The organism is Streptomyces sp. NPDC030296, assembly GCF_055572815.1.
In genome coordinates this window covers 186,388-209,227 of record NZ_JBVICQ010000007.1, presented here as the reverse complement: position 1 = coordinate 209,227, position 22,840 = coordinate 186,388, and the positions used below count along the sequence as shown (strand labels likewise).

General features: G+C 68.0%; 20 protein-coding genes. 9 read left to right on the top strand and 11 right to left on the bottom strand.

Annotated features, from left to right (window positions below):
- Window positions 1–14: 14 nt before the first annotated feature.
- From gyrA to dnaA, 7 genes are all read right to left on the bottom strand, one after another.
- Entirely contained in the window at window positions 15–2,612 is a 2,598-nt protein-coding gene (gyrA, locus tag ACZ4Z3_RS21585) for a DNA gyrase subunit A (protein ID WP_468502509.1), read from the bottom strand.
- Window positions 2,613–2,654: 42 nt separating this feature from the next.
- Entirely contained in the window at window positions 2,655–4,724 is a 2,070-nt protein-coding gene (gyrB, locus tag ACZ4Z3_RS21580) for a DNA topoisomerase (ATP-hydrolyzing) subunit B (RefSeq protein WP_468502508.1), read from the bottom strand.
- Window positions 4,725–5,108: 384 nt separating this feature from the next.
- Window positions 5,109–5,642 carry a DciA family protein gene (locus ACZ4Z3_RS21575; protein ID WP_468502507.1) on the bottom strand — a complete coding sequence of 178 codons (534 nt, stop codon included), beginning with the start codon at window positions 5,640–5,642 and terminating at the stop codon, window positions 5,109–5,111.
- Window positions 5,639–6,763: a DNA replication/repair protein RecF gene (gene recF / locus ACZ4Z3_RS21570; RefSeq protein ID WP_468502506.1), complete on the bottom strand. Its 1,125-nt coding sequence runs from the start codon at window positions 6,761–6,763 to the stop codon at window positions 5,639–5,641. Before recF ends, ACZ4Z3_RS21575 begins: the two co-directional genes overlap by 4 nt.
- 108 nt (window positions 6,764–6,871) lie before the next feature.
- A complete protein-coding gene (gnd, locus tag ACZ4Z3_RS21565) occupies window positions 6,872–7,747 on the bottom strand; it encodes a phosphogluconate dehydrogenase (NAD(+)-dependent, decarboxylating) (RefSeq protein WP_468502505.1) in 876 nt (291 codons plus the stop codon).
- A gap of 213 nt (window positions 7,748–7,960) precedes the next feature.
- Window positions 7,961–9,091 carry a DNA polymerase III subunit beta gene (gene dnaN, locus ACZ4Z3_RS21560; RefSeq protein ID WP_055514473.1) on the bottom strand — a complete coding sequence of 377 codons (1,131 nt, stop codon included), beginning with the start codon at window positions 9,089–9,091 and terminating at the stop codon, window positions 7,961–7,963.
- A gap of 1,075 nt (window positions 9,092–10,166) precedes the next feature.
- Complete coding sequence (dnaA, locus tag ACZ4Z3_RS21555) at window positions 10,167–12,185, bottom strand: chromosomal replication initiator protein DnaA (protein ID WP_468502504.1); 2,019 nt, start codon at window positions 12,183–12,185, stop codon at window positions 10,167–10,169.
- A gap of 419 nt (window positions 12,186–12,604) precedes the next feature.
- On the opposite strand from dnaA, the gene rpmH reads away from it, so the two are divergent.
- The 9 genes from rpmH (at window position 12,605) to ACZ4Z3_RS21510 (ending at window position 19,556) form a co-directional block, all read left to right on the top strand.
- Complete coding sequence (gene rpmH / locus ACZ4Z3_RS21550; protein WP_015659252.1) at window positions 12,605–12,742, top strand: 50S ribosomal protein L34; 138 nt, start codon at window positions 12,605–12,607, stop codon at window positions 12,740–12,742.
- Between the two features lie 21 nt (window positions 12,743–12,763).
- Window positions 12,764–13,135, top strand: coding sequence for a ribonuclease P protein component (gene rnpA / locus ACZ4Z3_RS21545; RefSeq protein WP_079049646.1), 372 nt, complete (start codon window positions 12,764–12,766; stop codon window positions 13,133–13,135).
- Entirely contained in the window at window positions 13,132–13,485 is a 354-nt protein-coding gene (gene yidD / locus ACZ4Z3_RS21540; RefSeq protein ID WP_468502503.1) for a membrane protein insertion efficiency factor YidD, read from the top strand. The genes rnpA and yidD overlap by 4 nt, the downstream gene beginning before the upstream one ends.
- Before the next feature lie 3 nt (window positions 13,486–13,488).
- Complete coding sequence (yidC, locus tag ACZ4Z3_RS21535) at window positions 13,489–14,766, top strand: membrane protein insertase YidC (protein ID WP_468502502.1); 1,278 nt, start codon at window positions 13,489–13,491, stop codon at window positions 14,764–14,766.
- 15 nt (window positions 14,767–14,781) lie between these two features.
- The gene (locus ACZ4Z3_RS21530) at window positions 14,782–15,294 is read left to right on the top strand and encodes a Jag family protein (protein ID WP_468502501.1); all 513 of its coding nucleotides are present in this window, start codon (window positions 14,782–14,784) and stop codon (window positions 15,292–15,294) included.
- Between the two features lie 115 nt (window positions 15,295–15,409).
- On the top strand, window positions 15,410–16,126 hold the full coding sequence (rsmG, locus tag ACZ4Z3_RS21525; protein ID WP_055537145.1) for a 16S rRNA (guanine(527)-N(7))-methyltransferase RsmG: 717 nt from the start codon (window positions 15,410–15,412) through the stop codon (window positions 16,124–16,126).
- Between the two features lie 317 nt (window positions 16,127–16,443).
- Complete coding sequence (locus ACZ4Z3_RS21520; RefSeq protein ID WP_468502743.1) at window positions 16,444–17,517, top strand: ParA family protein; 1,074 nt, start codon at window positions 16,444–16,446, stop codon at window positions 17,515–17,517.
- Window positions 17,514–18,614: a ParB/RepB/Spo0J family partition protein gene (locus tag ACZ4Z3_RS21515; protein WP_468502500.1), complete on the top strand. Its 1,101-nt coding sequence runs from the start codon at window positions 17,514–17,516 to the stop codon at window positions 18,612–18,614. Before ACZ4Z3_RS21520 ends, ACZ4Z3_RS21515 begins: the two co-directional genes overlap by 4 nt.
- Before the next feature lie 324 nt (window positions 18,615–18,938).
- Entirely contained in the window at window positions 18,939–19,556 is a 618-nt protein-coding gene (locus tag ACZ4Z3_RS21510; RefSeq protein ID WP_468502499.1) for a GNAT family N-acetyltransferase, read from the top strand.
- A gap of 120 nt (window positions 19,557–19,676) precedes the next feature.
- Here the strand turns inward: ACZ4Z3_RS21510 and trxA are convergent, their stop codons facing one another.
- The 4 genes from trxA to sigM form a co-directional block, all read right to left on the bottom strand.
- Entirely contained in the window at window positions 19,677–20,009 is a 333-nt protein-coding gene (trxA, locus tag ACZ4Z3_RS21505) for a thioredoxin (protein ID WP_055537149.1), read from the bottom strand.
- A gap of 41 nt (window positions 20,010–20,050) precedes the next feature.
- A complete protein-coding gene (gene trxB / locus ACZ4Z3_RS21500; protein WP_468502498.1) occupies window positions 20,051–21,022 on the bottom strand; it encodes a thioredoxin-disulfide reductase in 972 nt (323 codons plus the stop codon).
- Window positions 21,023–21,188: 166 nt separating this feature from the next.
- Window positions 21,189–22,130 (bottom strand): anti-sigma factor family protein, encoded by a 942-nt coding sequence (locus ACZ4Z3_RS21495; protein WP_468502497.1) that lies wholly within the window; start codon window positions 22,128–22,130, stop codon window positions 21,189–21,191.
- Window positions 22,127–22,840, bottom strand: coding sequence for an RNA polymerase sigma factor SigM (sigM, locus tag ACZ4Z3_RS21490; RefSeq protein ID WP_468502496.1), 714 nt, complete (start codon window positions 22,838–22,840; stop codon window positions 22,127–22,129). The genes ACZ4Z3_RS21495 and sigM overlap by 4 nt, the downstream gene beginning before the upstream one ends.

Here is a 22,840-nt window from a genome sequence, read left to right as displayed (position 1 = left end):
CTCACTCCTCGTGCCTACTCGGCCGAGGGCGCCTCACCCTCGTCCGTGCCGATCGTCGCGACGCCCTCGGCGGTCTCGTCGACCGCGTCCTCGCCGTCGACCTCCTCCGCCTCACGTCCCGCCTCGGCGTTACGGGCGATACCGACCACGGCATCGCGCTTGCCCAGGTTGATCAGTTGGACGCCCATGGTGTCACGGCCGGTTTCCCTGATCTCATTGACCCGCGTACGAATCACACCGCCCGACAGCGTGATGGCGAGGATCTCGTCGGTCTCCTCGACCACCAGCGCGCCGACGAGCGAACCGCGGTCCTCCACGATCTTGGCGGCCTTGATGCCGAGGCCGCCGCGACCCTGAACGCGGTACTCGTCGACGGCGGTCCGCTTCGCGTACCCGCCGTCTGTGGCAGTGAACACGAACGTACCGGGTCGAACAACATTCATCGAGAGCAGCTCGTCTCCCTCACGGAAACTCATGCCCTTGACACCCGAGGTCGCACGGCCCATGGGCCGCAGCGCGTCGTCGGTCGCCGTGAAGCGGATCGACTGTGCCTTCTTGCTGATCAGAAGGATGTCATCCTCTGCCGATACGAGTTCGGCTCCGATCAGTTCGTCGTCGGAACCGTCCTCCTTCTCACGGAGGTTGATCGCGATGACGCCGCCGGAACGGGGCGAATCGTAATCCTTCAGAGGCGTCTTCTTCACAAGACCGCCCTTGGTGGCGAGCACCAGGTACGGCGTGGCCTCGTAGTCGCGGATCGCGAGGATCTCCGCGATCGCCTCGTCCGGCTGGAAGGCCAGCAGGTTGGCGACGTGCTGTCCACGCGCGTCACGTCCCGCGTCCGGCAGCTCGTAGGCCTTGGCCCGGTACACACGGCCCTTGTTGGTGAAGAACAGCAGCCAGTGGTGGGTCGTGGACACGAAGAAGTGGTCGACGATGTCGTCTTCCTTGAGCTTCGCGCCGCGCACGCCCTTGCCGCCGCGCTTCTGCGCCCGGTAGTCGTCGGTCTTGGTGCGCTTGACGTAGCCGCCGCGGGTGACCGTGACGACGATGTCCTCCTCGGCGATGAGGTCCTCGATGGACATGTCGCCGTCGTAGGGGACCAGCATCGTCTTGCGGTCGTCGCCGTACTTCTCGACGATCGCGGCGAGTTCGGCGCTGACGATCCCGCGCTGGCGGACCGGCGACGCGAGGATCTCGTTGTACTCGTTGATCTTCGCCTGGAGTTCGGCGTGCTCCTGGAGGATCTTCTGACGCTCCAGGGCGGCCAGCCGGCGCAGCTGCATCTCGAGGATGGCGTTGGCCTGGATCTCGTCGATCTCCAGGAGGTCCATCAGGCCGGTGCGCGCGATGTCGACGGTGTCGCTGCGCCGGATCAGCGCGATGACCTCGTCGATGGCGTCCAGGGCCTTCAGCAGACCGCGCAGGATGTGCGCGCGCTCCTCGGCCTTGCGCAGGCGGAAGCGCGTGCGGCGGACGATGACCTCGATCTGGTGCGTCACCCAGTGGCGGATGAACGCGTCCAGGGAGAGCGTGCGGGGCACGCCGTCGACGAGCGCCAGCATGTTGGCGCCGAAGTTCGTCTGCAGGTCGGTGTGCTTGTACAGGTTGTTCAGCACGACCTTGGCGACCGCGTCCCGCTTCAGCACGATGACCAGGCGCTGGCCCGTGCGGGAGGACGTCTCGTCGCGGACGTCGGCGATGCCGCCGATCTTGCCGTCCTTGACGAGGTCGGCGATCTTCTGCGCGAGGTTGTCCGGGTTGACCTGGTACGGCAGTTCCGTGACCACCAGGCACTGGCGGTTCTGGATCTCCTCGACCTCGACGACCGCGCGCATCGTGATGGAGCCGCGGCCCGTGCGGTACGCCTCCTCGATGCCCTTGCGGCCGACGACCAGGGCGCCGGTCGGGAAGTCGGGGCCCTTGATGCGCTCGATCAGGGCGTCCAGGAGCTCCTCGTGGGAGGCCTCCGGGTTCTCCAGGTACCACTGCGCGCCGGCCGCGACCTCGCGGAGGTTGTGCGGCGGGATGTTGGTGGCCATGCCGACCGCGATACCGGCCGAGCCGTTGATCAGCAGGTTCGGGAAGCGGGCCGGCAGGACGGTCGGCTCCTGGGAGCGGCCGTCGTAGTTGTCCGTGAAGTCGACGGTCTCCTCGTCGATGTCACGGACCATCTCCATCGACAGCGGCGCCATCTTGCACTCGGTGTAGCGCATGGCCGCCGCCGGGTCGTTGCCCGGAGAGCCGAAGTTGCCGTTGGAGTCCACCAGCGGCATGCGCATCGACCACGGCTGCGCGAGGCGGACCAGCGCGTCGTAGATCGAGGAGTCGCCGTGGGGGTGGTAATTGCCCATGACGTCGCCGACGACGCGGGCGCACTTGTAGAAGCCCTTCTCGGGCCGGTAGCCGCCGTCGTACATGGCGTACAGGACACGGCGGTGGACGGGCTTGAGGCCGTCGCGTACGTCGGGCAGCGCACGGGACACGATGACGGACATCGCGTAGTCCAGGTACGAGCGCTGCATCTCCGTCTCGAGCCCGACGGGCTCGATGCGCAGCGTGGTCTCGCCCTCGGCGGGGTCAGGCGTGACTGGGGTGATCTCGTCGGCCATTGCTGGTGGGGATCCTTCCTGGTGCGGTCAGCTGAGACCGACTCAGATGTCGAGGAAGCGGACGTCCTTGGCGTTGCGCTGGATGAACTGGCGCCGGGCCTCGACGTCCTCGCCCATGAGCACCGAGAACAGCTCGTCGGCCTGGGCGGCGTCGTCGAGCGTGACCTGGCCGAGGACACGGTGGTCCTGGTCCATGGTCGTGATGCGCAGCTCCTCGGCGTTCATCTCGCCGAGACCCTTGAAGCGCTGGATCGAGTCTTCCTTGATCCGCTTGCCGTTCTGCCGGCCGAGCTCGATCAGGGCGTCGCGCTCACGGTCCGAGTAGGCGTACTCGAAGTCGTCCCGGCCCCACTTGATCTTGTAGAGCGGCGGACGCGACAGGAAGACGTGTCCGGCCTCGACCAGCGGGCGCATGAAGCGGAACAGGAAGGTCAGCAGCAGGGTGTTGATGTGCTGGCCGTCGACGTCGGCGTCCGCCATCAGGATGATCTTGTGATAGCGGAGCTTCTCGATGTCGAAGTCCTCGTGGACCCCGGTGCCGAAGGCGGAGATCAGCGCCTGGATCTCCTGGTTCTGCAGGATCTTGTCGATCCGCGCCTTCTCGACGTTGAGGATCTTGCCGCGGATCGGGAGGATCGCCTGGTACTGCGGGTTGCGGCCGGACTTGGCCGAGCCGCCGGCGGAGTCACCCTCGACGATGAAGATCTCGCACTTGGTGGGGTCGTTCGACTGGCAGTCGCTCAGCTTGCCCGGCAGGGACGCCGTCTCCAGCAGGCCCTTGCGACGGGTGAGGTCACGGGCCTTGCGGGCCGCCACGCGCGCGGTGGCCGCCTGGATCGACTTGCGGATGATGTCCGCGGCCTCGTTCGGGTTGCGGTCCAGCCAGTCGGTGAGGTGCTCGTGCACGACCTTCTGCACGAAAGTCTTCGCCTCCGTGTTGCCCAGCTTGGTCTTGGTCTGGCCCTCGAACTGCGGCTCGCTCAGCTTGATCGAGATGATCGCCGTCAGACCCTCGCGGATGTCGTCACCCGTGAGGTTGTCGTCCTTCTCCCGCAGCAGCTTCTTGTCGCGCGCGTAGCGGTTGATCAGACCGGTGAGCGCCGCGCGGAAGCCCTCCTCGTGGGTGCCGCCCTCATGCGTGTGGATGATGTTGGCGAAGGAGTACACACCCTCGCTGTAACCGCTGTTCCACTGCATCGCGATCTCGACGGAGAGGTGCTTCTCCTTGTCCTCCGCCTCGAAGTCGACGACGGAGGGGTGCACCACGTCCCCCTTGCGGGAGTTGAGGTGCTTCACGAAGTCGACGATGCCGCCCTCGTAGTGGTACGTGACTGTCTTGACCTCGTGCTTCTCGTCCTCGCCGGCCTCGTCCGCCCCCGCGGTGGCCTTCGCGGACTCGCGCTCGTCGGTGAGTTTGATCGTCAAACCCTTGTTGAGGAACGCCATCTCCTGGAAGCGCCGCGAGAGCGTCTCGAAGGAGTAGTCCGTGGTCTCGAAGATGTCCGGGTCGGCCCAGAAGGTCACCGAGGTGCCGTGCTCCTGAGTGGCCTCGTGCTTGGCCAGCGGGGCCGTCGGGACGCCGAGCTTGTAGTCCTGCGTCCAGCGGTGGCCGTCGGTCTTGACCTCGACGGCGACCTTGGTCGACAGGGCGTTCACGACGGAGACGCCCACGCCGTGCAGACCGCCGGAGACCGCGTAGCCTCCGCCGCCGAACTTGCCGCCCGCGTGCAGGACGGTCAGCACGACCTCGACGGCCGGCTTGCCCTCCGACGGGACGATGCCCACGGGGATGCCTCGGCCGTTGTCCACGACGCGCACGCCGCCGTCGGGCAGGATCGTCACGTCGATCGTGTCGGCGTGCCCGGCCAGGGCCTCGTCGACGGAGTTGTCGACGACCTCCTGCACCAGGTGGTGCAGGCCACGCTCACCGGTCGAGCCGATGTACATGCCGGGCCGCTTGCGGACCGCGTCCAGCCCTTCGAGGACGGTGATGGCGCTGGCGTCGTACGCCGAGGATGAGGCCTCGGCCGTTCCGGCCAGGGCCTCGGTGGACGGGATGTTCTCGTTGGGGTTGCCGGAATCGGCCACGAAGCGCCCTTTCTGGCACAGCACAAGCCAGACTCCCGGCGGGTTTGCCGGAGCGGCTGCGGCATGTTGCGGTGGAAGCCTTTGTCAGCGTTGCACAGTGTTTCCGAAGCGGTCCCCACGAATGGGGCGGGTTTCGCTTCCAGTCTACCGGTAGCGCCGACAGTGATGGGGGTTTGCCGGTACCTGAGTCCGCATGTGCCGCCCTCAACCGGTCCTTCCCGACTCCCCATATGCGGAGCGGGGCTCCAAGAGGCTCACGGAGGCACTCAGCGCTTCCGGGTGTCAACCCTTTGCTACCCCCGGGTCAGGTAGGAGTTCGCATCCGCACGCGACCGTGCGCGGGGGATCACAGGAGGGTGCGACCGAGCAGCCGACGGCTTCCGGGAGAGCGTCAAAATGTGAATTCGGTCACCCGTAGGTATCGCCGGGACCGGTGCTTCCCGGGGCCCGCAGCGGGCCGTAGCGGTGGGTGGGACCACCGGGTCCGTGGACCTTGAGCAGCTGTACGGTGCCGTGGCCGAGGTCCTCGTTGAGCCGGGCGACGAGCTGCGGGGCGAGCAGGCGCAGGTTCGTCGCCCAGGCCGTGGAGTCGCACCGCACGTGCAGGACCCGCTCGTCCTCGTCGTACCGCTCGGGAACGCAGCGCCGGGCCAGGTCCTCGCCGACGATCTGCGGCCAGCGGCCCATCACCCCGCCTACGGCGGCCGGCGTCTCCCAGCCCCGCTCGGTGATCAGCCGGTTGATGGCGGAGCCGAGCGCCATCGGGTCCCGGCCGTCCCGGCGGGCGCCGGAGCGCAGACCGCCACCTCGCCGCGCCTGGCTCTTCTGCTGCGCCGCGTCCCCACGCGCGCGTGCGGCCTCCTTGGCGGCGCGCAGCGCCACGCGCGCGAGGTCCACACCGGACGGCTCGGGAGTCTTCCCGCTCCCCTCGGATCCGCTCATACGCGTTCCACCGTCCCGTCGGACACGGCGAACCGCGTCCCCGTCAGTACGCCGGGCACGTCGTCGTCGACCGCGGCGGTCACCAGGACCTGCTCGCCCGGGGCGACCAGCTCGGCCAGCCGCTCCCGCCGTCGCGCGTCCAGCTCGGCGAAGACGTCGTCGAGGATCAGCACCGGTTCGTTGCCCTCGGCCCGCAGCAGGTCGTAGGAGGCGAGGCGCAGCGCCAGGGCGTAGGACCAGGACTCCCCGTGGGAGGCGTATCCCTTGGCGGGCAGCTGACCGAGTTTGAGAACCAGATCGTCCCGATGGGGGCCGACGAGGGTGACGCCCCGCTCGATCTCCTGCTTACGGACCTCGGCGAGGGCGGCGATGAGCTGCTCGTACAGCTCCTCGCGCGCGTGGCCGACGATTCCCGCAGAGGAGGGTTTGTACTCCAGGCCGAGGGGGCCGCCGCCGGGGGCCAGCTGTTCGTACGCCTTGTCGGCCAGCGGCTGGATGGCGGCGACCAGGTCCTGGCGCTGGGCGAGCAGTTCGGCGCCCACGCGCGCGAGGTGCTGGTCCCAGACGTCGAGCGTGGACAGGTCCATGCTGCGGCCGCCGTGGCGGCGGGCCAGGGCGGCCGTCTTCAGGAGGGTGTTGCGCTGCTTGAGGACCCGCTCGTAGTCGGAGCGCACACCCGCCATGCGCGGCGCCCGCGCGGTGATCAACTCGTCGAGGAAGCGCCGCCGCTCTCCGGGGTCGCCCTTCACCAGGGCGAGGTCCTCCGGCGCGAACAGCACGGTCCGTACGATGCCGAGCACGTCACGCGGTCTGACCTGCGACGACCTGTTGACACGGGCGCGGTTGGCCTTGCCGGGGTTCAGCTCCAGCTCGACCAGCTGCTGCCGCTCGCCCTGCCGCACCTGGGCCCGGATGACCGCCCGGTCGGCGCCCATGCGGACCAGGGGCGCGTCGGAGGAGACGCGGTGGCTGCCGAGGGTCGCCAGGTAGCCGACGGCCTCGACCAGGTTCGTCTTGCCCTGCCCGTTGGGGCCGACGAACGCGGTGACGCCCGGGTCGAGCGGGACCTCGACCCGGGCGTACGAGCGGAAGTCGGCCAGCGACAGATGCGTGACGTGCATGGTCGGGTGCCGACCTCCCCCAGGGTTGTGGACCGCGGTGCGGTCCTGTGGATGACTTCTCGTCGACCGTAGTGGTGTTCGGGCCCGCTGCGGGCCGTGGGGCGCGGGTTACTTCTTCTCGACCGCGTGGCCGCCGAACTGGTTCCGCAGCGCCGCGATCATCTTCATCTGCGGGGAGTCCTCCTGGCGCGACGCGAACCGCGCGAAGAGGGAGGCCGTGATCGCGGGCAGCGGCACGGCGTGGTCGATGGCGGCCTCCACGGTCCAGCGGCCCTCGCCCGAGTCCTGCGCGTACCCGCGGAGCCCGTCCAGGTGCTCGTCCTCGTCGAGGGCGTTCACGGCCAGGTCGAGCAGCCAGGAGCGGATGACTGTGCCCTCCTGCCAGGAGCGGAAGACCTCACGGACGTCCGTGACGGAGTCGACCTTCTCCAGCAGCTCCCAGCCCTCGGCGTACGCCTGCATCATCGCGTACTCGATGCCGTTGTGGACCATCTTCGCGAAGTGCCCGGCGCCGACCTTGCCGGCGTGCACGGCGCCGGAGTCGCCCTCGGGCTTCAGCGCGTCGAAGACCGGCTGGACCTTGGCCACGTTCTCGGCGTCGCCGCCGTACATCAGCGCGTAGCCGTTCTCCAGGCCCCAGACGCCGCCGGAGACGCCGCAGTCGACGAAGCCGATGCCCTTGGCCGCCAGCTCCTCGGCGTGCTTCTCGTCGTCCGTCCAGCGCGAGTTGCCGCCGTCCACGACGACGTCGCCGGGCTCCAGCAGCTCGGCCAGCTCGTCGATGGTCGACTGGGTGGCGGGCCCGGCCGGGACCATCACCCACACGACGCGGGGGCCCTTGAGCTTGCCCACAAGCTCTTCGAGGCTGTGGACATCGGCGAGATCCGGGTTCCGGTCGTATCCGATGACGGTGTGGCCCGCGCGGCGTATCCGCTCGCGCATGTTGCCGCCCATCTTGCCGAGGCCGACGAGACCGAGCTCCATCAGTTGTTCCTTAGGTTGCGACGTGGCATGAGGGCACTGCGTACCCATGCACGAGCCTAAACCCGGACGCTCACGCACATCTGTGGGCATACCCGCTCATAGGTATGCCCCGACCTGCGCTTTCACACCGAGGGCCCGGTGATCCACCGGGCCCCGCAGCGCTGTGGACGGCCTCCGGCCGCCCGACGGCGGCGACAGCGGTCGCTCGACGGGTCAGCCGCTGAGCCGCACCGGCATGATCAGGTACTTGTAGGCCTCGTCCGCCTCCGCGTCAACCGCCGGCTTGCCGCTGAGCAGCGCGGGCTTGGTGGACGTCGTGAAGGACAGCTGGGCGACCGGGGAGTCGATGGCGCTCAGGCCGTCCAGCAGGAACGTCGGGTTGAAGGCGATCGAGATGTCGTCGCCCTCCAGCTGGGCGTCGACCCTTTCCACAGCCTGTGCGTCGTCGCTGGAGCCGGCCTCCAGGGTCAGCACGCCCTGCTCGAAGCTGAGCCGCACCGGGGTGTTCCGCTCGGCGACCAGGGCCACACGCTTGACGGCCTCCACGAAGGGGGCGGTCTCGATCACGGCAACGCTGTTGAACTCGGTCGGGAACAGCGTGCGGTACTTCGGCAGATCGCCCTCGAGGAGACGGGTGGTCGTCCGGCGTCCGGCGCCCTCGAAACCGATCAGGCCCTCGCCGGAGCCCGAGCCGGAGAGCGCCAGGATGACGCTGTCGCCGCTCGTGAGCGCCTTGGCGGTGTCCAGGAGCGTCTTCGCGGGCACCAGGGCGACCGCGGAGGCGTCCGGGTTCTCCGGCTTCCACAGGAACTCTCGGACCGCGAAGCGGTAGCGGTCGGTGGAGGCCAGCGTGACCGTGTCGCCCTCGATCTCGATGCGCACACCGGTGAGGACGGGCAGCGTGTCGTCACGCCCGGCGGCGATGGCCACCTGGGCGGCGGCGGAGGCGAAGACCTCGCCCGGGACGGTGCCCGTGGCGTTCGGCATCTGCGGGAGGGACGGGTACTCCTCCACAGGCAGTGTGTGGAGGGTGAACCGCGAGGAGCCGCAGACCACCGTCGCCCGTACACCGTCTGTGGAAATCTCCACCGGGCGGTTGGGGAGGGCGCGGCAGATGTCCGCGAGGAGACGGCCGGAGACGAGGACGGTGCCCTCCTCCTCGACCTCCGCCTCCACGGACACCCGCGCGGAGACCTCGTAGTCGAAGCTGGACAGGCTCAGCTGGCCTTCCTCGGCCTTCAGAAGGAGGCCGGCGAGGACAGGCGCCGGCGGACGGGCCGGGAGGCTGCGCGCCGCCCAGGCCACGGCCTCCGCGAGTACGTCGCGTTCCACCCGGATCTTCACTGTTGCCGCCTCCTGCTGTTGCCGGCGCTTCTCGGCCTGCCTGGCTTCGTCGTCTGTCGCGGTGTCGCTGGCTCCTGTGAGGGGAAGGACACCGGGGAACAGTCTGACGCACGCCACTGACACTCGGAGCCTTCCGGGGTCAAGTCGTGACGAGGCGCGGTCGGGCAGCCGAGAGCAAGTTGTGCACAGGGCCCCCTTCGAAACGAATTCCCAGCTCTCTCTAGTTGGGAGTAGTAGTAGGGCCTGTGGAAACCGTGGATAACCGCGTTTGCCCAGCTCAGGCAGCGGATTTTGTCCACCGGGCCTGTGGGTGGAGGCGGTGGACAACCAGGCCTGTCTGTGGAGAACAGAAAGTTCTGCACACGCCGTGCACAGCCGGACGGCACTTCTCCCCAACCGCGTCCCCAGGTTTACCCGTCTTTCCCACAGCCCAACCAGGCAACTTCATGTGATGCCTTTCACTCGACGCGGTGAGAAGGCCGGTTTCCTTGCCGAACAGTGGACAGGCATGTGGAGAAGCTGGGGATCGCTGGGGACAACCGGCCACAGGCTGTGGGTTGCCGGTGGACAACTCTGTCCACAGTCTGTGGATCTTCGCTTCGTCCACAGTCTGTGGAGATCCTTCGTCCACCGATCCACAGGCTGTTGACCTGGCTTGATGATCCCCCACCGGGCTGCCCTGTGGACATGATCTGCATAACTTCCCGGTCCCCAGGGTGTGGACGGGAGAAAGTCCCCGAATCTGTGGAGGACGGCCGTAACGCGGCCGGTATTCGAACACCGGCTGACGACTCGATGACGCGGGACGCCTGCCGCGGAGCCCCTGCGGAGGCTCGGGGAGCCTCGCGGAAGTGCCTCGGGAAGGGGCGGAAGCCTCGCGGAAGTGCCTCGGGAAGGGGCGGAATCCTCGCGGAAGGGCATGGGGAAGTTCCTGGCAGACTCCCGAGAACGACGAACCCGGCCCCTGGGGAGGACGAACCCGGCTCCTGGGACGCAGAGAACGGCCGCGGAAACGCCGAGGGCGCCCTCGGGAACTCGTCCCGGGGCGCCCTCGGCGGGTGGCGGGGCCTGGGCCTCAGCCGTTCTTGATGCGGTTCGTCAGCTCGGTGACCTGGTTGTAGATGGAGCGGCGCTCGGCCATCAGCGCGCGGATCTTGCGGTCGGCGTGCATCACGGTCGTGTGGTCCCGGTTGCCGAACTGCGCGCCGATCTTCGGCAGCGACAGATCGGTCAGCTCACGGCACAGATACATGGCGATCTGCCGGGCGGTCACCAGGGCACGCCCGCGTGAGGTGCCGCACAGGTCCTCTACCGTGAGCCCGAAGTAGTCGGCCGTCGCCGCCATGATCGCCGTCGCGGTGATCTCGGGGGACGCGTTCTCCCCGCCGGGGATCAGATCCTTGAGGACGATCTCCGTCAGCCCGAGGTCCACCGGCTGCCGGTTGAGCGACGCGAACGCCGTCACCCGGATCAGCGCGCCCTCCAGCTCGCGGATGTTGCGCGAGATCCGCGAGGCGATGAACTCCAGCACCTCCGGCGGGGCGTTGAGCTGCTCCTGCACCGCCTTCTTGCGGAGGATCGCGATACGCGTCTCCAGCTCGGGCGGCTGGACGTCGGTGATCAGCCCCCACTCGAAGCGGTTCCGCAGCCGGTCCTCCAGCGTGACCAGCTGCTTCGGCGGCCGGTCGCTGGAAAGCACGATCTGCTTGTTCGCGTTGTGGAGCGTGTTGAACGTGTGGAAGAACTCCTCCTGCGTCGACTCCTTGTCCGCCAGGAACTGGATGTCGTCGACGAGCAGGATGTCCATCTCGCGGTAGCGCTTGCGGAAGCTGTCGCCCTTGCCGTCGCGGATGGAGTTGATGAACTCGTTGGTGAACTCCTCCGAGCTCACGTACCGCACCCGTGTGCCCGGGTAGAGGCTGCGCGCGTAGTGCCCGATCGCGTGCAGCAGGTGCGTCTTGCCGAGGCCGGACTCACCGTAGATGAAGAGGGGGTTGTACGCCTTCGCCGGCGCCTCGGCGACGGCCACTGCGGCGGCGTGCGCGAAGCGGTTCGAAGCGCCGATGACGAAGGTGTCGAAGAGGTACTTGGGGTTCAGGCGGGCCGTGGGCTCACCGGGACCGGTCGCGGGCGCCGGCTGCGCGGCCAGCGGCCCGGGCGCACCGCCGGCCGGACCACCCCGGTGCGCACCAGGGCCCCCCGGCGACGGCTCGGGGAGCTCACGCCGGTCCGGCCGCTGGTCGTAGTCGCCGCCCGGCCGGTCGTACTCGGTGCGGGGCTTGTCGTAGTCGCCGCGCGGCGAGTCGTACTCCGGGCGCTGGTCGTACGGCGGCCGTTCCATCGACTGCGGACGGTAGTCCGACGACGGCGACGCGTACGGGTCCCGCTCAGGGAAACCGAGCCGCTGCTGCTGCCAGCCGTAGTCGTCCTGCGACGGCCGGGGCCAGGCGCCCGGCTCGGGACGCTGGTACTCCGACGGGTACGCGGGGCGCGCGGTCGGGAGCTGGTCACCGCGGCCGGTGGGCAGCTGGTCCGCGCGCGGCGGCGGCAACTGGTCGCCCGCGCCGCCGGTGCCCCGGTCGTCGGCGCGATGGCGGCCGTAGCTCTCGTAGGTGTCGCGGCCCTGGCCGTCGTACGAGTTCTGGTGGTCGTATGAGCTCTGGCTGTCGTACGGACCGCGCGCGTCCCGCCCGCCGTCGTACGCGTCCCTGCCGTCGTAGGAGTCCCTGCCGTCGTAGGAGTCGCGGCTCTGCGCCGGGCCCGAGGGGAGCTCGGGCTCCTCGAAGCGGGACTGGACCGGGGGCGCCGGCGTCTCGCCGACGGAGCTGTCCACCGTGATCGCGATCCGGATCGGGCGGCCGCACTCCCGGCTCAGGGTCTCGCTGACGATCGGCGCGAGCCGGCCCTCGAGTACGCCCTTCGCGAACTCGTTCGGAACGGCGAGCAGAGCGGTGTCCGCGACCAGCGCGAGCGGCTGGCAGCGTCTGATCCAGCGCTCGTCCTTGACCTCGACCCCCTGGCCTCGGCCCTCCCCCAGAAGTTGTTCCAGTACTCGTGGCCACACTGCGGCAAGATCGGCAGGTACGTCAGCCACAGGGCACGCTCTCTCACAGGTCCCACGAACGTGTGGTTCTGGGACGGGGGTCGGGATGGAACTCGGGTGGTGCGCTCGGGACCAGGTCTGGTGGGTCGGTCGGTCACCCAGCAGCCGAGGAATAGGAACGAATCGGGGTTCCGTCACGGTAGTCACGGCGGCCGGTACGGTTCAAGTTGTTGTCCCCAGCCTGTGGATAGTGTCCCTCCGTGACCGCTGGTTTGACCGGATGGCGCAGCCGCGCGTACCGTAACCAGGTCGAGTTGTCGATGGCTGCTGCCGCCTGCCTCCGATGGGCACAGATCGCGTCAGGTGATCGGAAAGCGGTGCACTCGGGCGTTAATACGAGCTACTCGTGGGCGCACGGTGACAGCCAGGACGGCACCCCGCAACTACCGATTTATTTCTGGAGCCCCCGAGTGAGCAAGCGCACCTTCCAGCCGAACAACCGTCGTCGCGCGAAGACCCACGGCTTCCGTCTGCGGATGCGTACCCGTGCCGGTCGCGCGATTCTCGCGAACCGTCGTGCCAAGGGTCGCGCGAGCCTGTCCGCCTGATCCCGGTCAGGTCATGCCGTCGTGCTGCCCACCGAGAACCGGCTGAGGCGGCGCGAGGACTTCGCGACCGCGGTACGACGAGGGCGTCGGGCCGGACGCCCGCTCCTCGTCGTTCACCTACGTAGCGGTTCCATGGACCCGCACGCGCCTGGGGAGAGCGCTCCCCCGACGCGTGCGGGTTTCGTCGTGAGCAAGGCCGTCGGTGGTTCGGTTGTCCGCAACAAGGTGAAGCGCAGGCTTCGCCATCTCATGCGCGATCGAGTCGCCCAGTTTCCCCCCGGTAGCCTGGTAGTCGTACGAGCGCTGCCCGGTGCGGGCGACGCCGACCACGTACAACTGGCCCAAGACCTGGATGCCGCCATACGACGGCTGCTGGGAGGGGGCGCACGATGAAGTACCCGCTGCTGGTGCTGATCAAGCTGTACCAGTGGACGATCAGCCCGCTGCTCGGGCCGGTGTGCAAGTACTACCCGTCGTGCTCCCACTACGGCTATACAGCCATCGACCGCCACGGTGCGATCAAGGGCACGGCCCTCACGGCCTGGCGCATCCTGCGGTGCAACCCGTGGTCGCTCGGCGGTGTGGACCATGTCCCCCCGCGCAAGCGTCCGCGGTGGCACGAGATGGTGCGTGGTGCGTGGCGCGCACGCAAGGGCGGGTCCTCCGCCGTCGAACCGGCCACCGAAGGGCACACCCCTTCGAGCCCGGCCGCCGAGAGCCCGTCCCATGCCCAAGGAGCATGATTAGTGGACACGATTGCCAGTCTCTTCAGCTTCATCACGACACCCGTCTCCTGGGTCATCGTCCAGTTCCACAAGGTGTACGGCGCCCTCTTCGGCGATGACACCGGGTGGGCCTGGGGCCTGTCCATCGTGTCTCTGGTGATCCTGATCCGGATCTGCCTGATCCCGCTCTTCGTGAAGCAGATCAAGGCGACTCGGGCCATGCAGACGCTCCAGCCCGAGATGAAGAAGATCCAGGAGCGCTACAAGAACGACAAGCAGCGTCAGTCCGAAGAGATGATGAAGCTGTACAAGGAGACGGGCACCAACCCGCTCTCCTCGTGCCTTCCCATCCTGGCGCAGTCTCCGTTCTTCTTCGCGCTGTACCACGTGCTCAACAGCATCGCGAACAACGACACCATCGGTGTCATCAACGAGAGCCTGTTGGAGAGCGCCCAGAAGGCGCACATCTTCGGCGCCCCGCTGGCCGCGACCTTCACGGACAGCGCTGCGGAGGCCGCAAAGCTCGACGCCTCGATCACCACGGTCCGCATCGTGACCGCGATCATGATCGTCCTGATGTCGCTGTCGCAGTTCTACACGCAGCGTCAGCTGATGACGAAGAACGTCGACACCACGGTGAAGACGCCGTTCATGCAGCAGCAGAAGATGCTGATGTACATCTTCCCGATCATGTTCGCCGTCTTCGGCATCAACTTCCCCGTCGGTGTCCTCGTCTACTGGCTGACCACCAACGTGTGGACCATGGGCCAGCAGATGTACGTCATCCACAACAACCCGACCCCGGGTTCCAAGGCCCAGGCCGCGTACCTGGAGCGCCTCCTCAAGCACGTCACGCGTCACGGCAAGACCCGCAACCGGCGTGAGCGCGCCATCGTCAAGGCGATCGTCGTCAAGGGCCGTGACCGCAACGAGTACGAGCGGAAGTTCATCAACGGTCTGAACAAGGAGGGCCTCGCGGCCCAGACCGACGGAACCGTGATCAAGGGCGAGGCCTCGGCCGTGGCCACCGCCGAGGACGGTACGCCGACTCCCGCCAAGCGTCAGCAGCCCAAGCGCCAGACCAAGGCCCAGCGTCAGGCCGGTGCCACGAAGACCGCCGACGACGCCGAGCAGCAGAGCGCGCCCACCTCGCTCAGCAAGTCCGACGAGCCCGAGGACGCCAAGCCGGCGGCCGCAGCCAAGAAGGCGGCGCCCAAGCCCGGAACCGGCGGCCGCAGCAAGGCCCAGTCCGGTCAGCGCAAGGGCCAGCAGCGCCCCAAGTCCCCGTCCAAGAAGTAAGAAGGAGCCCATCCCGTGACGGAAGGCACCACCTCCGCCGCCTCCGAGGGTGGAGACACCCTCACCCGCCTGGAGCAGGAGGGTGAGATCGCGGCGGACTACCTGGAAGGTCTGCTGGACATCGCCGATCTAGACGGCGACATCGACATGGACGTCGAGGCCGACCGTGCCTCTGTCTCGATCATCAGCGACAGCGGCAGCCGCGACCTGCAGAAGCTCGTCGGCCGGGAAGGCGAGGTGCTCGAAGCGCTCCAGGAGCTCACGCGCCTGGCCGTGCACCGCGAGACCGGCGACCGCAGCCGCCTGATGCTCGACATCGCCGGCTACCGCGCCAAGAAGCGTGCCGAGCTCTCCGAGCTGGGGGCCAAGGCCGCGGCCGAGGCGAAGAGCACCGGTGAGCCCGTCAAGCTGAAGCCGATGACGCCCTTCGAGCGCAAGGTCGTGCACGACGCGGTCAAGATCGCGGGCCTGCGCAGCGAGTCCGAGGGCGAGGAGCCCCAGCGCTTCGTCGTCGTGCTGCCTGCCTGATTCGGTACGTACGTCTCTCCGGCCCCGTCTGCCCGCAGGCGGGGCCGAACTTTGTCAGCCTGTTGTTCTGGTGTCAGCGCACAGTGCGCTCTTGCGGTACGGAAGGACGGTCCCCGTGACGGAGGCAGCGGAGCTTCCCCCTGCGCCCGAGCAGGCGCGCGACGTATTCGGTGATCGCTACGCGGACGCGGTCCGGTACGCCGAACTGCTGGCGGAAGCGGGAGTGCAGCGGGGGCTCATCGGCCCGCGGGAAGTACCTCGGCTGTGGGAGAGGCACCTGCTGAACTGCGCGGTGCTCTCCGAGGTCGTGCCTGAGGGAGTAACGGTCTGCGACGTCGGCTCCGGGGCCGGTCTACCCGGCATTCCACTGGCGCTCGTTCGAGACGACCTGAAGATCACGCTGCTGGAGCCGCTGCTGCGGCGTACCAATTTCCTGACGGAGGTCGTGGAGCTGTTGGGTCTCGACCATGTCACGGTGCTCCGAGGCCGTGCCGAGGAAGTCCTCGGCACGCTCCAGCCGGTCCACGTGGTGACAGCACGGGCCGTGGCTCCCCTGGACCGACTGGCCACCTGGGGCATTCCGCTCCTGCGTCCGTACGGAGAGATGCTGGCACTCAAGGGCGACACCGCCGAGGAGGAGCTGAAGAGCGCGGCCACTGCGCTGAGCAAGCTCGGCGCAGTGGAGACCTCCATCCACCATGTCGGTGAGGGTGTGGTGGATCCGCTCTCCACGGTCGTCCGTGTGGAGGTCGGCGAGAGCCCGGGCGGTGTCCGCTTCGCAGCGAAGCGTGCGAAGGCGGCCCGGACGGGACGGGCCCGCCGACGTCGTTGACGGCGATGCGTGGCGAGCGGCCACTGGCCTGGTTGCCCAAGACGCGGGCTGATCCGTCCTGACGACGAGGCATACTCCACACAAGCTCCCCAACCTACGCATGTCGGAGTGTCGCGCGTTGGTGGCCTGAGCGGCTAGGCATCGTGTTTCACGTGAAACGTCGCTCACTGCTACACGGCATCATCGGCCGTGGCCGCGCTGCGGCCGAACCGCGCGACCGGAAGCCTCTCGGGTCACTCGGAGAGGCGAGGGAGATTTCCACAGAGGTGGAATTCTCCACAGAACCCCAGGCCTCACTGGTTCACGACCCCGAAGACATGGGAGGCTCTGTTCATTGCGAGTCTGAAGTCGAGGAGAGTGAATCCTTGCGGTCCGACGCCAACATCGCGGGACCGATGACCGATCCGGTCCCCGGCCCCCGTACCGAATCGATGGGGGAGGATGTTTCACGTGAAACACCGCCCCCGATGGACGACACTCCCATCGGTCGTGCTGCTCAACTGGCGGTAGAGGCTCTGGGCCGCGCCGGGGAGGGGCTGCCCCGGCCTGAACAGACTCGGGTCATGGTGGTCGCCAACCAGAAGGGCGGCGTGGGCAAGACCACGACTACGGTCAACCTCGCGGCCTCGCTGGCTCTGCATGGCGCCCGTGTCCTGGTGATCGACCTGGACCCCCAGGGCAATGCCTCCACCGCGCTGGGGATCGACCATCACGCCGAGGTGCCGTCCATCTACGACGTGCTGGTCGAGAGCAAGCCTCTGGCGGAGATCGTCCAGCCCGTTCCCGATGTCGAGGGACTCTTCTGCGCTCCCGCCACGATCGATCTCGCCGGTGCTGAGATCGAGCTGGTGTCCCTGGTGGCCCGTGAGAGCCGACTCCAGCGAGCGATTCAGGCGTACGAGCAGCCGCTGGACTACATCCTGATCGACTGCCCTCCCTCACTCGGCCTGCTGACGGTCAACGCATTGGTCGCCGGCCAGGAAGTCCTCATCCCGATCCAGTGCGAGTACTACGCGCTGGAGGGCCTCGGCCAGCTGCTCCGCAACGTCGACCTGGTGCGGGGGCACCTCAACCCCGCCCTCCATGTGTCGACCATCCTGCTCACCATGTACGACGGCCGGACGCGTCTTGCCTCCCAGGTCGCCGACGAGGTGCGCAACCACTTCGGCGACGAGGTGCTGCGGACGAGCATTCCGCGCTCTGTCCGTATCTCCGAGGCCCCCAGCTACGGGCAGACCGTGCTGACTTACGATCCAGGATCGAGCGGTGCCCTCTCCTACCTTGAGGCGGCACGAGAAATCGCGCTGAAGGGCGTTGGCGTGGGCTATGACCCGACGCACGCCCACATCGGCGCACAGAACAACCCGAGCATGGTGGAGGGGATCCAGTGAGCGAGCGACGGAGGGGGTTGGGCCGTGGTCTCGGCGCACTGATCCCAGCGGCCCCGACTGGGGAGAAGGCGGCACCGCCGGCCATCGGTGGACCTGCGTCCCCCTCTCCGGCAGTGGTACCGGTCCTCTCCCAGGAACGTGGGGTGGCGGCCGCACGGGTGGCCACGCTGCCCAATGTTTCACGTGAAACAGAGGAGCTGCCTTCGAACGGTGGCGTCGAGGTGCCCGCAGCCCCGATCGGCGCCCACTTTGCCGAGCTGCCCCTCGACTCCATCACGCCGAACCCGCGGCAGCCCCGTGAGGTGTTCGACGAGGACCTCCTCCAGGAGCTGGTCACCTCCATCAAGGAAGTCGGCCTTCTCCAGCCCGTCGTTGTGCGGCAACTGGGACCGGCCCGCTACGAGCTCATCATGGGTGAGCGGCGCTGGCGCGCCTGTCGTGAGGCCGGCCTGGAGGCGATCCCGGCGATCGTGCGGGCCACGGACGACGAGAAGCTTCTTCTGGACGCCCTCCTGGAGAACCTTCACCGGGCTCAGCTGAACCCGCTGGAAGAGGCCGCTGCCTACGACCAGCTGCTCAGGGACTTCAACTGCACGCACGACCAGCTGGCGGACCGTATCGGCCGGTCCCGTCCTCAGGTCTCCAACACCCTGCGCCTGTTGAGGCTTTCGCCCGCGGTGCAGCGTCGTGTGGCCGCCGGTGTGCTCTCCGCCGGGCACGCGCGGGCACTGCTCTCGGTCGAGGACTCGGATGAGCAGGACAAGCTGGCACACCGGATCGTGGCCGAGGGGCTTTCGGTGCGAGCGGTCGAGGAGATCGTCACGCTCATGGGCTCGCGGCCCAAGACGACCTCACGCTCCAAGGGCCCTCGCGCTGGTGCGCGTGTGTCCCCCGCGCTGAGCGATCTGGCGACCCGGCTTTCGGACCGCTTTGAGACCCGGGTGAAGGTCGACCTGGGCCAGAAAAAGGGAAAGATCACCGTCGAGTTCGCCTCGATGGAAGACCTGGAGCGCATCCTGTCGTCACTCGCACCCGGTGAAGGCCCCGTCCTTCAGCGGAGCCTGCTGGACGACGACAGCAACGAGAGCGAAGCCTGAACTGTCGATCGATAGGACGTCTTTCGGCTGGTCGACCGCATGAGCGGGCTGTGTCCGATGTATACCGGACACAGCCCGCTCTTTGCTTGCAGGCAGTGTCTAGGCAATCACATCGTCGATACGATGCGGTGGGGTAGGGCGCATCCACCTTGTGGCACCTTCATGGGAGGCGGGGGCAATGCGAACCGTGAGCCGTTCAGGTCTGCTGACCGCCGGCCTGGGGCTGGGTGCAATCGGCGGATTCGTCGGCAGCCTGCTCAGGGAGCGAAGCGCTCTGACAGCCGCTCGCGACGCTGCGGGCGTAGGAAGCGAGGAACAGCCTTCATGGGGCGTCGGCTCGTACCGCTCACGCTGGACAACCTTCAGGACCTTCCCAAGCGCTGCCGCTCGTGCGTCTTCTGGGAGTTGGACCCCGTCAGCGGCGAGGCAGCGCTGAAGGCCGGTACTCCCGCGCTGGAGAAGGAAGCCTGGATCTCCGCCGTTCTTCTGGACTGGGGGTCCTGCGGGCGAGTCGTCTATGTGGACGACGTCCCTGCGGGGTTCGTGCTCTACGCACCGCCGGCCTATGTGCCACGCTCGACGGCGTTCCCGACAAGCCCGGTCTCCCCGGACGCGGTTCAGCTGATGACCGCCTACATCGTGCCCGGCTTTCAGAGGCAGGGGCTAGGTCGGGTGATGGTGCAGACGGTGGCCAAGGACCTCCTGCGGCGAGGCTTCAAGGCGATCGAGGCCTTCGGTGACGCACGCTGGAAGGAACCGGCCTGTGTACTGCCCGCCGACCATCTGACCGCCGTGGGCTTCAAGACGGTCCGTCCTCATCCCGCCTACCCTCGGCTGCGGTTGGAGCTCCGGACGACGCTCTCCTGGAAGGAGGACGTCGAGTTGGCGCTCGACCGGCTTCTGGGAGCGGTCCAGAAGGAGCCCGCCCTGCGGCCGCTCTGAGAGTGACCGAACGGGAACGTGTGCAAGCGAAGGGGCCGACCCCGATGGGATCGGCCCCTTCATGTTTCACGTGAAACATCGTCGCCGAGCGACGGCGGTGCCACCTTGCGGCGGTACTACCTACTGGGCGATGAAGTCCTCGAGGTCACGCACGATCGCGGCCTTCGGCTTGGCACCGACGATGGTCTTGGCGACCTCGCCGCCCTGGTAGACGTTCAGGGTGGGGATGGACATGACGCCGTACTTGGCTGCCGTGGCCGGGTTCTCGTCGATGTTGAGCTTGACGATCTCGATCTTGTCGCCGTACTCCTGGGCGATCGCTTCGAGGGACGGCGCGATCTGGCGGCACGGGCCGCACCACGCGGCCCAGAAGTCCACCAGGACGGGCTTGTCGTTCTTCAGGACGTCCTGCTCGAAGGAGTCGTCGGTCACGTTCTTCAGGGTGCCGGCCACGGCGGGCTCCTAACTGGTTGGTGCGGTGGGGCGGACGGGGGTCAGACGGTGGTCTTCTCGGGCTCGGCAGTCTGCTCGCCGTCCGCGAGGGAGGCGAGGAAGCGCTCGGCGTCGAGGGCGGCGGAGCAGCCGGTGCCGGCCGCGGTGATCGCCTGGCGGTAGGTGTGGTCGACGACATCGCCGGCGCCGAAGACACCGGTCAGGTTCGTCCGGGTCGACGGGGAGGCGACCTTCAGGTAGCCCTCGTCGTCCAGGTCGAGCTGACCCTTGAAGAGTTCCGTGCGCGGGTCATGGCCGATCGCGATGAACAGGCCCGTCACCGGCAGGTCGGACGTCTCGCCCGTCTTGAGGTTGCGCAGCTTCAGCGCGGCGAGCTTCTGGTCGCCCTGGATCTCCGCGACCTCACTGTCCCAGATGAAGGAGATCTTCGGGTCGGCGAACGCGCGCTCCTGCATCGCCTTGGAGGCACGCAGCGTGTCCCGGCGGTGGACGACGGTCACGGACTTCGCGAAGCGGGAGAGGAAGGTGGCCTCCTCCATGGCGGTGTCACCGCCACCGATCACAGCGATGTCCTGGTCCTTGAAGAAGAACCCGTCACAGGTGGCACACCAGGAGACGCCGCGACCGGAGAGGGCGTCCTCGTTGGGCAGCCCGAGCTTGCGGTGCTGCGAGCCCGTGGTGACGATGACAGCCTTGGCGCGGTGCACGGTGCCCGCGGTGTCCGTCACCGTCTTGATCTCACCGGTCAGGTCGACGGCGACGACGTCGTCCGGAACGAGCTCGGCACCGAAGCGCTCGGCCTGGGCCCTCATGTTGTCCATGAGGTCGGGGCCCATGATGCCGTCCCGGAAGCCGGGGAAGTTCTCCACGTCGGTGGTGTTCATGAGCGCGCCGCCTGCGGTGACGGCCCCTTCGAACACCAGCGGCTTCAGCGACGCGCGCGCGGTGTAGAGCGCTGCCGTGTAGCCGGCGGGCCCGGAGCCGATGATGATCACGTTACGGACGTCGCTCACGGCTTGATTCCTCGTCTCTGGAGAGTGCTGCGTACTGCCGGTGGGAGCTGCTCTCGGAACTCTCACCCCACCCAACGGATCCTAAGGGGCGTGCATTCCCGGTGTGTCCGGGCACACGGCGACGTGACACCGCACAGGGATGCCAGGGGTGGCGCCAGCGCCGTCCTCAGGGGCGGTCGTATGTCTGCTTCAGCAGAACCTCTCCGGCGGGTGCCGAGGCCTTGCCCACGCAGGAGGCATCGACGACGTAGGCCGTGACGTGCGCGGCGTCCTCCGGGACGGGCAACAGGACGAGATAGGCGTCCGCCCCCTGATAGGTCCCGGGTTCTGAAGAGATGGCCCCGGTCACGTCACCGATGCCCTTGGCGATACAAGGGGGCACGTCCTTCGTGAGCTTCGTGGTGGGGTTCGATTCGAAGCGCTCCGGATCGCCGGGTGCCGTATTGGCGCCGACCGAATCCCTGCCCGGCGCCTCCTTCGTCGTTTGGCCGCCGAGAAGGTCGTCCACGCGCTTCTGAAGCTTGACGCCGGAGAATACGTCGGAGGCCGGACTCTGAGCGCTAGGAGGGCCGTCGCCGGAGCCGCTGTCGTCCATCGACTGGACGAGCAGTACGCCGAGCCCCAGAGCGGCGGTCGCGAAGACCGCGGCGAGGCTCCTGACACGGCGAGCGCGTCGCTTGGGTGTGGAGCGGCCCGGGCCCGTGGACCCCCGGCCATGACCGGCGGGACGATCGGCCGCCGTCGATGTTTCACGTGAAACATGAACACCATCGTCCGGCCGCGACGTGGTACCAGTCGTGCCAGAGGAGGCGGACGCCGCCGAGGTCTCGTCGATCTCCGGGTCGGGCGTGGTGGCGCTCAGCAAGGCCTCCGCAGCCAGAGCTGCATCGATCCGTCCCGCCACATCGTCGGGCATGCGCGGAGGGCCCGGCAGGGTGCCGAGCATGCCGCGGATCTCCTCCAGGGAGGCATACACATCGGCGCAGAGCGAGCATTCGTCCAGGTGCTGTCGGACGTCCTCGGTACGGGACGGCGGCAGAAGACCTTCGGTGAGGTCGGAGATCTCCTCGACGTCCGGGTGCCCGGCTGTGTCGGTCGTGGATGTCACGCTCGCCCACCTCCGCCCTTCACAGCAGCTGAATCGCTTGGCCCTGCATCATGTGGTCCTGCTGCGGGTGGGACGGATGTCCCCTGCGTCCGGTTCCTTCCACGCCCCGACTTTTCGCCGCCGCCATCCCCACCGTCGCCACGGAGATGGGTCAGCAGCGGCAGAAGTCTGGCTCTGCCACGGGCACAGCGGCTTTTCACCGTCCCCGTCGGGACATCGAGGATCCGTGCGGCCTCCGCCACCGGATAGCCCTGCATGTCCACCAGAACGAGCGCCGCCCGCTGGTCCTGCGGCAGTGTGCCCAGGGCTTCCAGGAGCTCACGGTGCACATCGTTGCGCTCGGCGGGAGCGGATGCCGACTCGTGCGGCTCCAGGAGCTGCTCCAGCCGCTCGGTGTCGTCGACCGGGGAGGTCTTGCGCGAGGCGGCCTTGCGGGCGCGGTCCAGGCAGGCGTTCACCGTGATGCGGTGCAGCCAGGTCGTGACGGCCGACTGGCCCCGGAAGGTATGCGCGGCCCGATAGGCGGAAACCAGCGCGTCCTGGACGGCGTCAGCGGCCTCCTCGCGGTCTCCCAGGGTCCGCAGCGCCACCGCCCACAGCCGATCCCGGTGGCGCCGTACCAGCTCCGCGAAGGCATCGGGGTCGCCCCCGACATGCTGGGCCAGGAGGTCCTGATCGCTCGTCCCGCCGTGGTCAGCGACTGGCGCCAT

What these genes read in the sequence shown, in the direction of transcription:
- sigM (WP_468502496.1), bottom strand. Translation starts at nt 22,840, where the DNA reads ATGGCGCCAGTCGCTGACCACGGCGGGACGAGCGATCAGGACCTCCTG.
- ACZ4Z3_RS21520 (WP_468502743.1), top strand. Translation starts at nt 16,444, where the DNA reads ATGGGAGGCTCTGTTCATTGCGAGTCTGAAGTCGAGGAGAGTGAATCC.
- recF (WP_468502506.1), bottom strand. Translation starts at nt 6,763, where the DNA reads ATGCACGTCACGCATCTGTCGCTGGCCGACTTCCGCTCGTACGCCCGG.
- ACZ4Z3_RS21575 (WP_468502507.1), bottom strand. Translation starts at nt 5,642, where the DNA reads ATGAGCGGATCCGAGGGGAGCGGGAAGACTCCCGAGCCGTCCGGTGTG.
- gnd (WP_468502505.1), bottom strand. Translation starts at nt 7,747, where the DNA reads ATGGAGCTCGGTCTCGTCGGCCTCGGCAAGATGGGCGGCAACATGCGC.
- yidD (WP_468502503.1), top strand. Translation starts at nt 13,132, where the DNA reads ATGAAGTACCCGCTGCTGGTGCTGATCAAGCTGTACCAGTGGACGATC.
- ACZ4Z3_RS21510 (WP_468502499.1), top strand. Translation starts at nt 18,939, where the DNA reads ATGGGGCGTCGGCTCGTACCGCTCACGCTGGACAACCTTCAGGACCTT.
- gyrA (WP_468502509.1), bottom strand. Translation starts at nt 2,612, where the DNA reads ATGGCCGACGAGATCACCCCAGTCACGCCTGACCCCGCCGAGGGCGAG.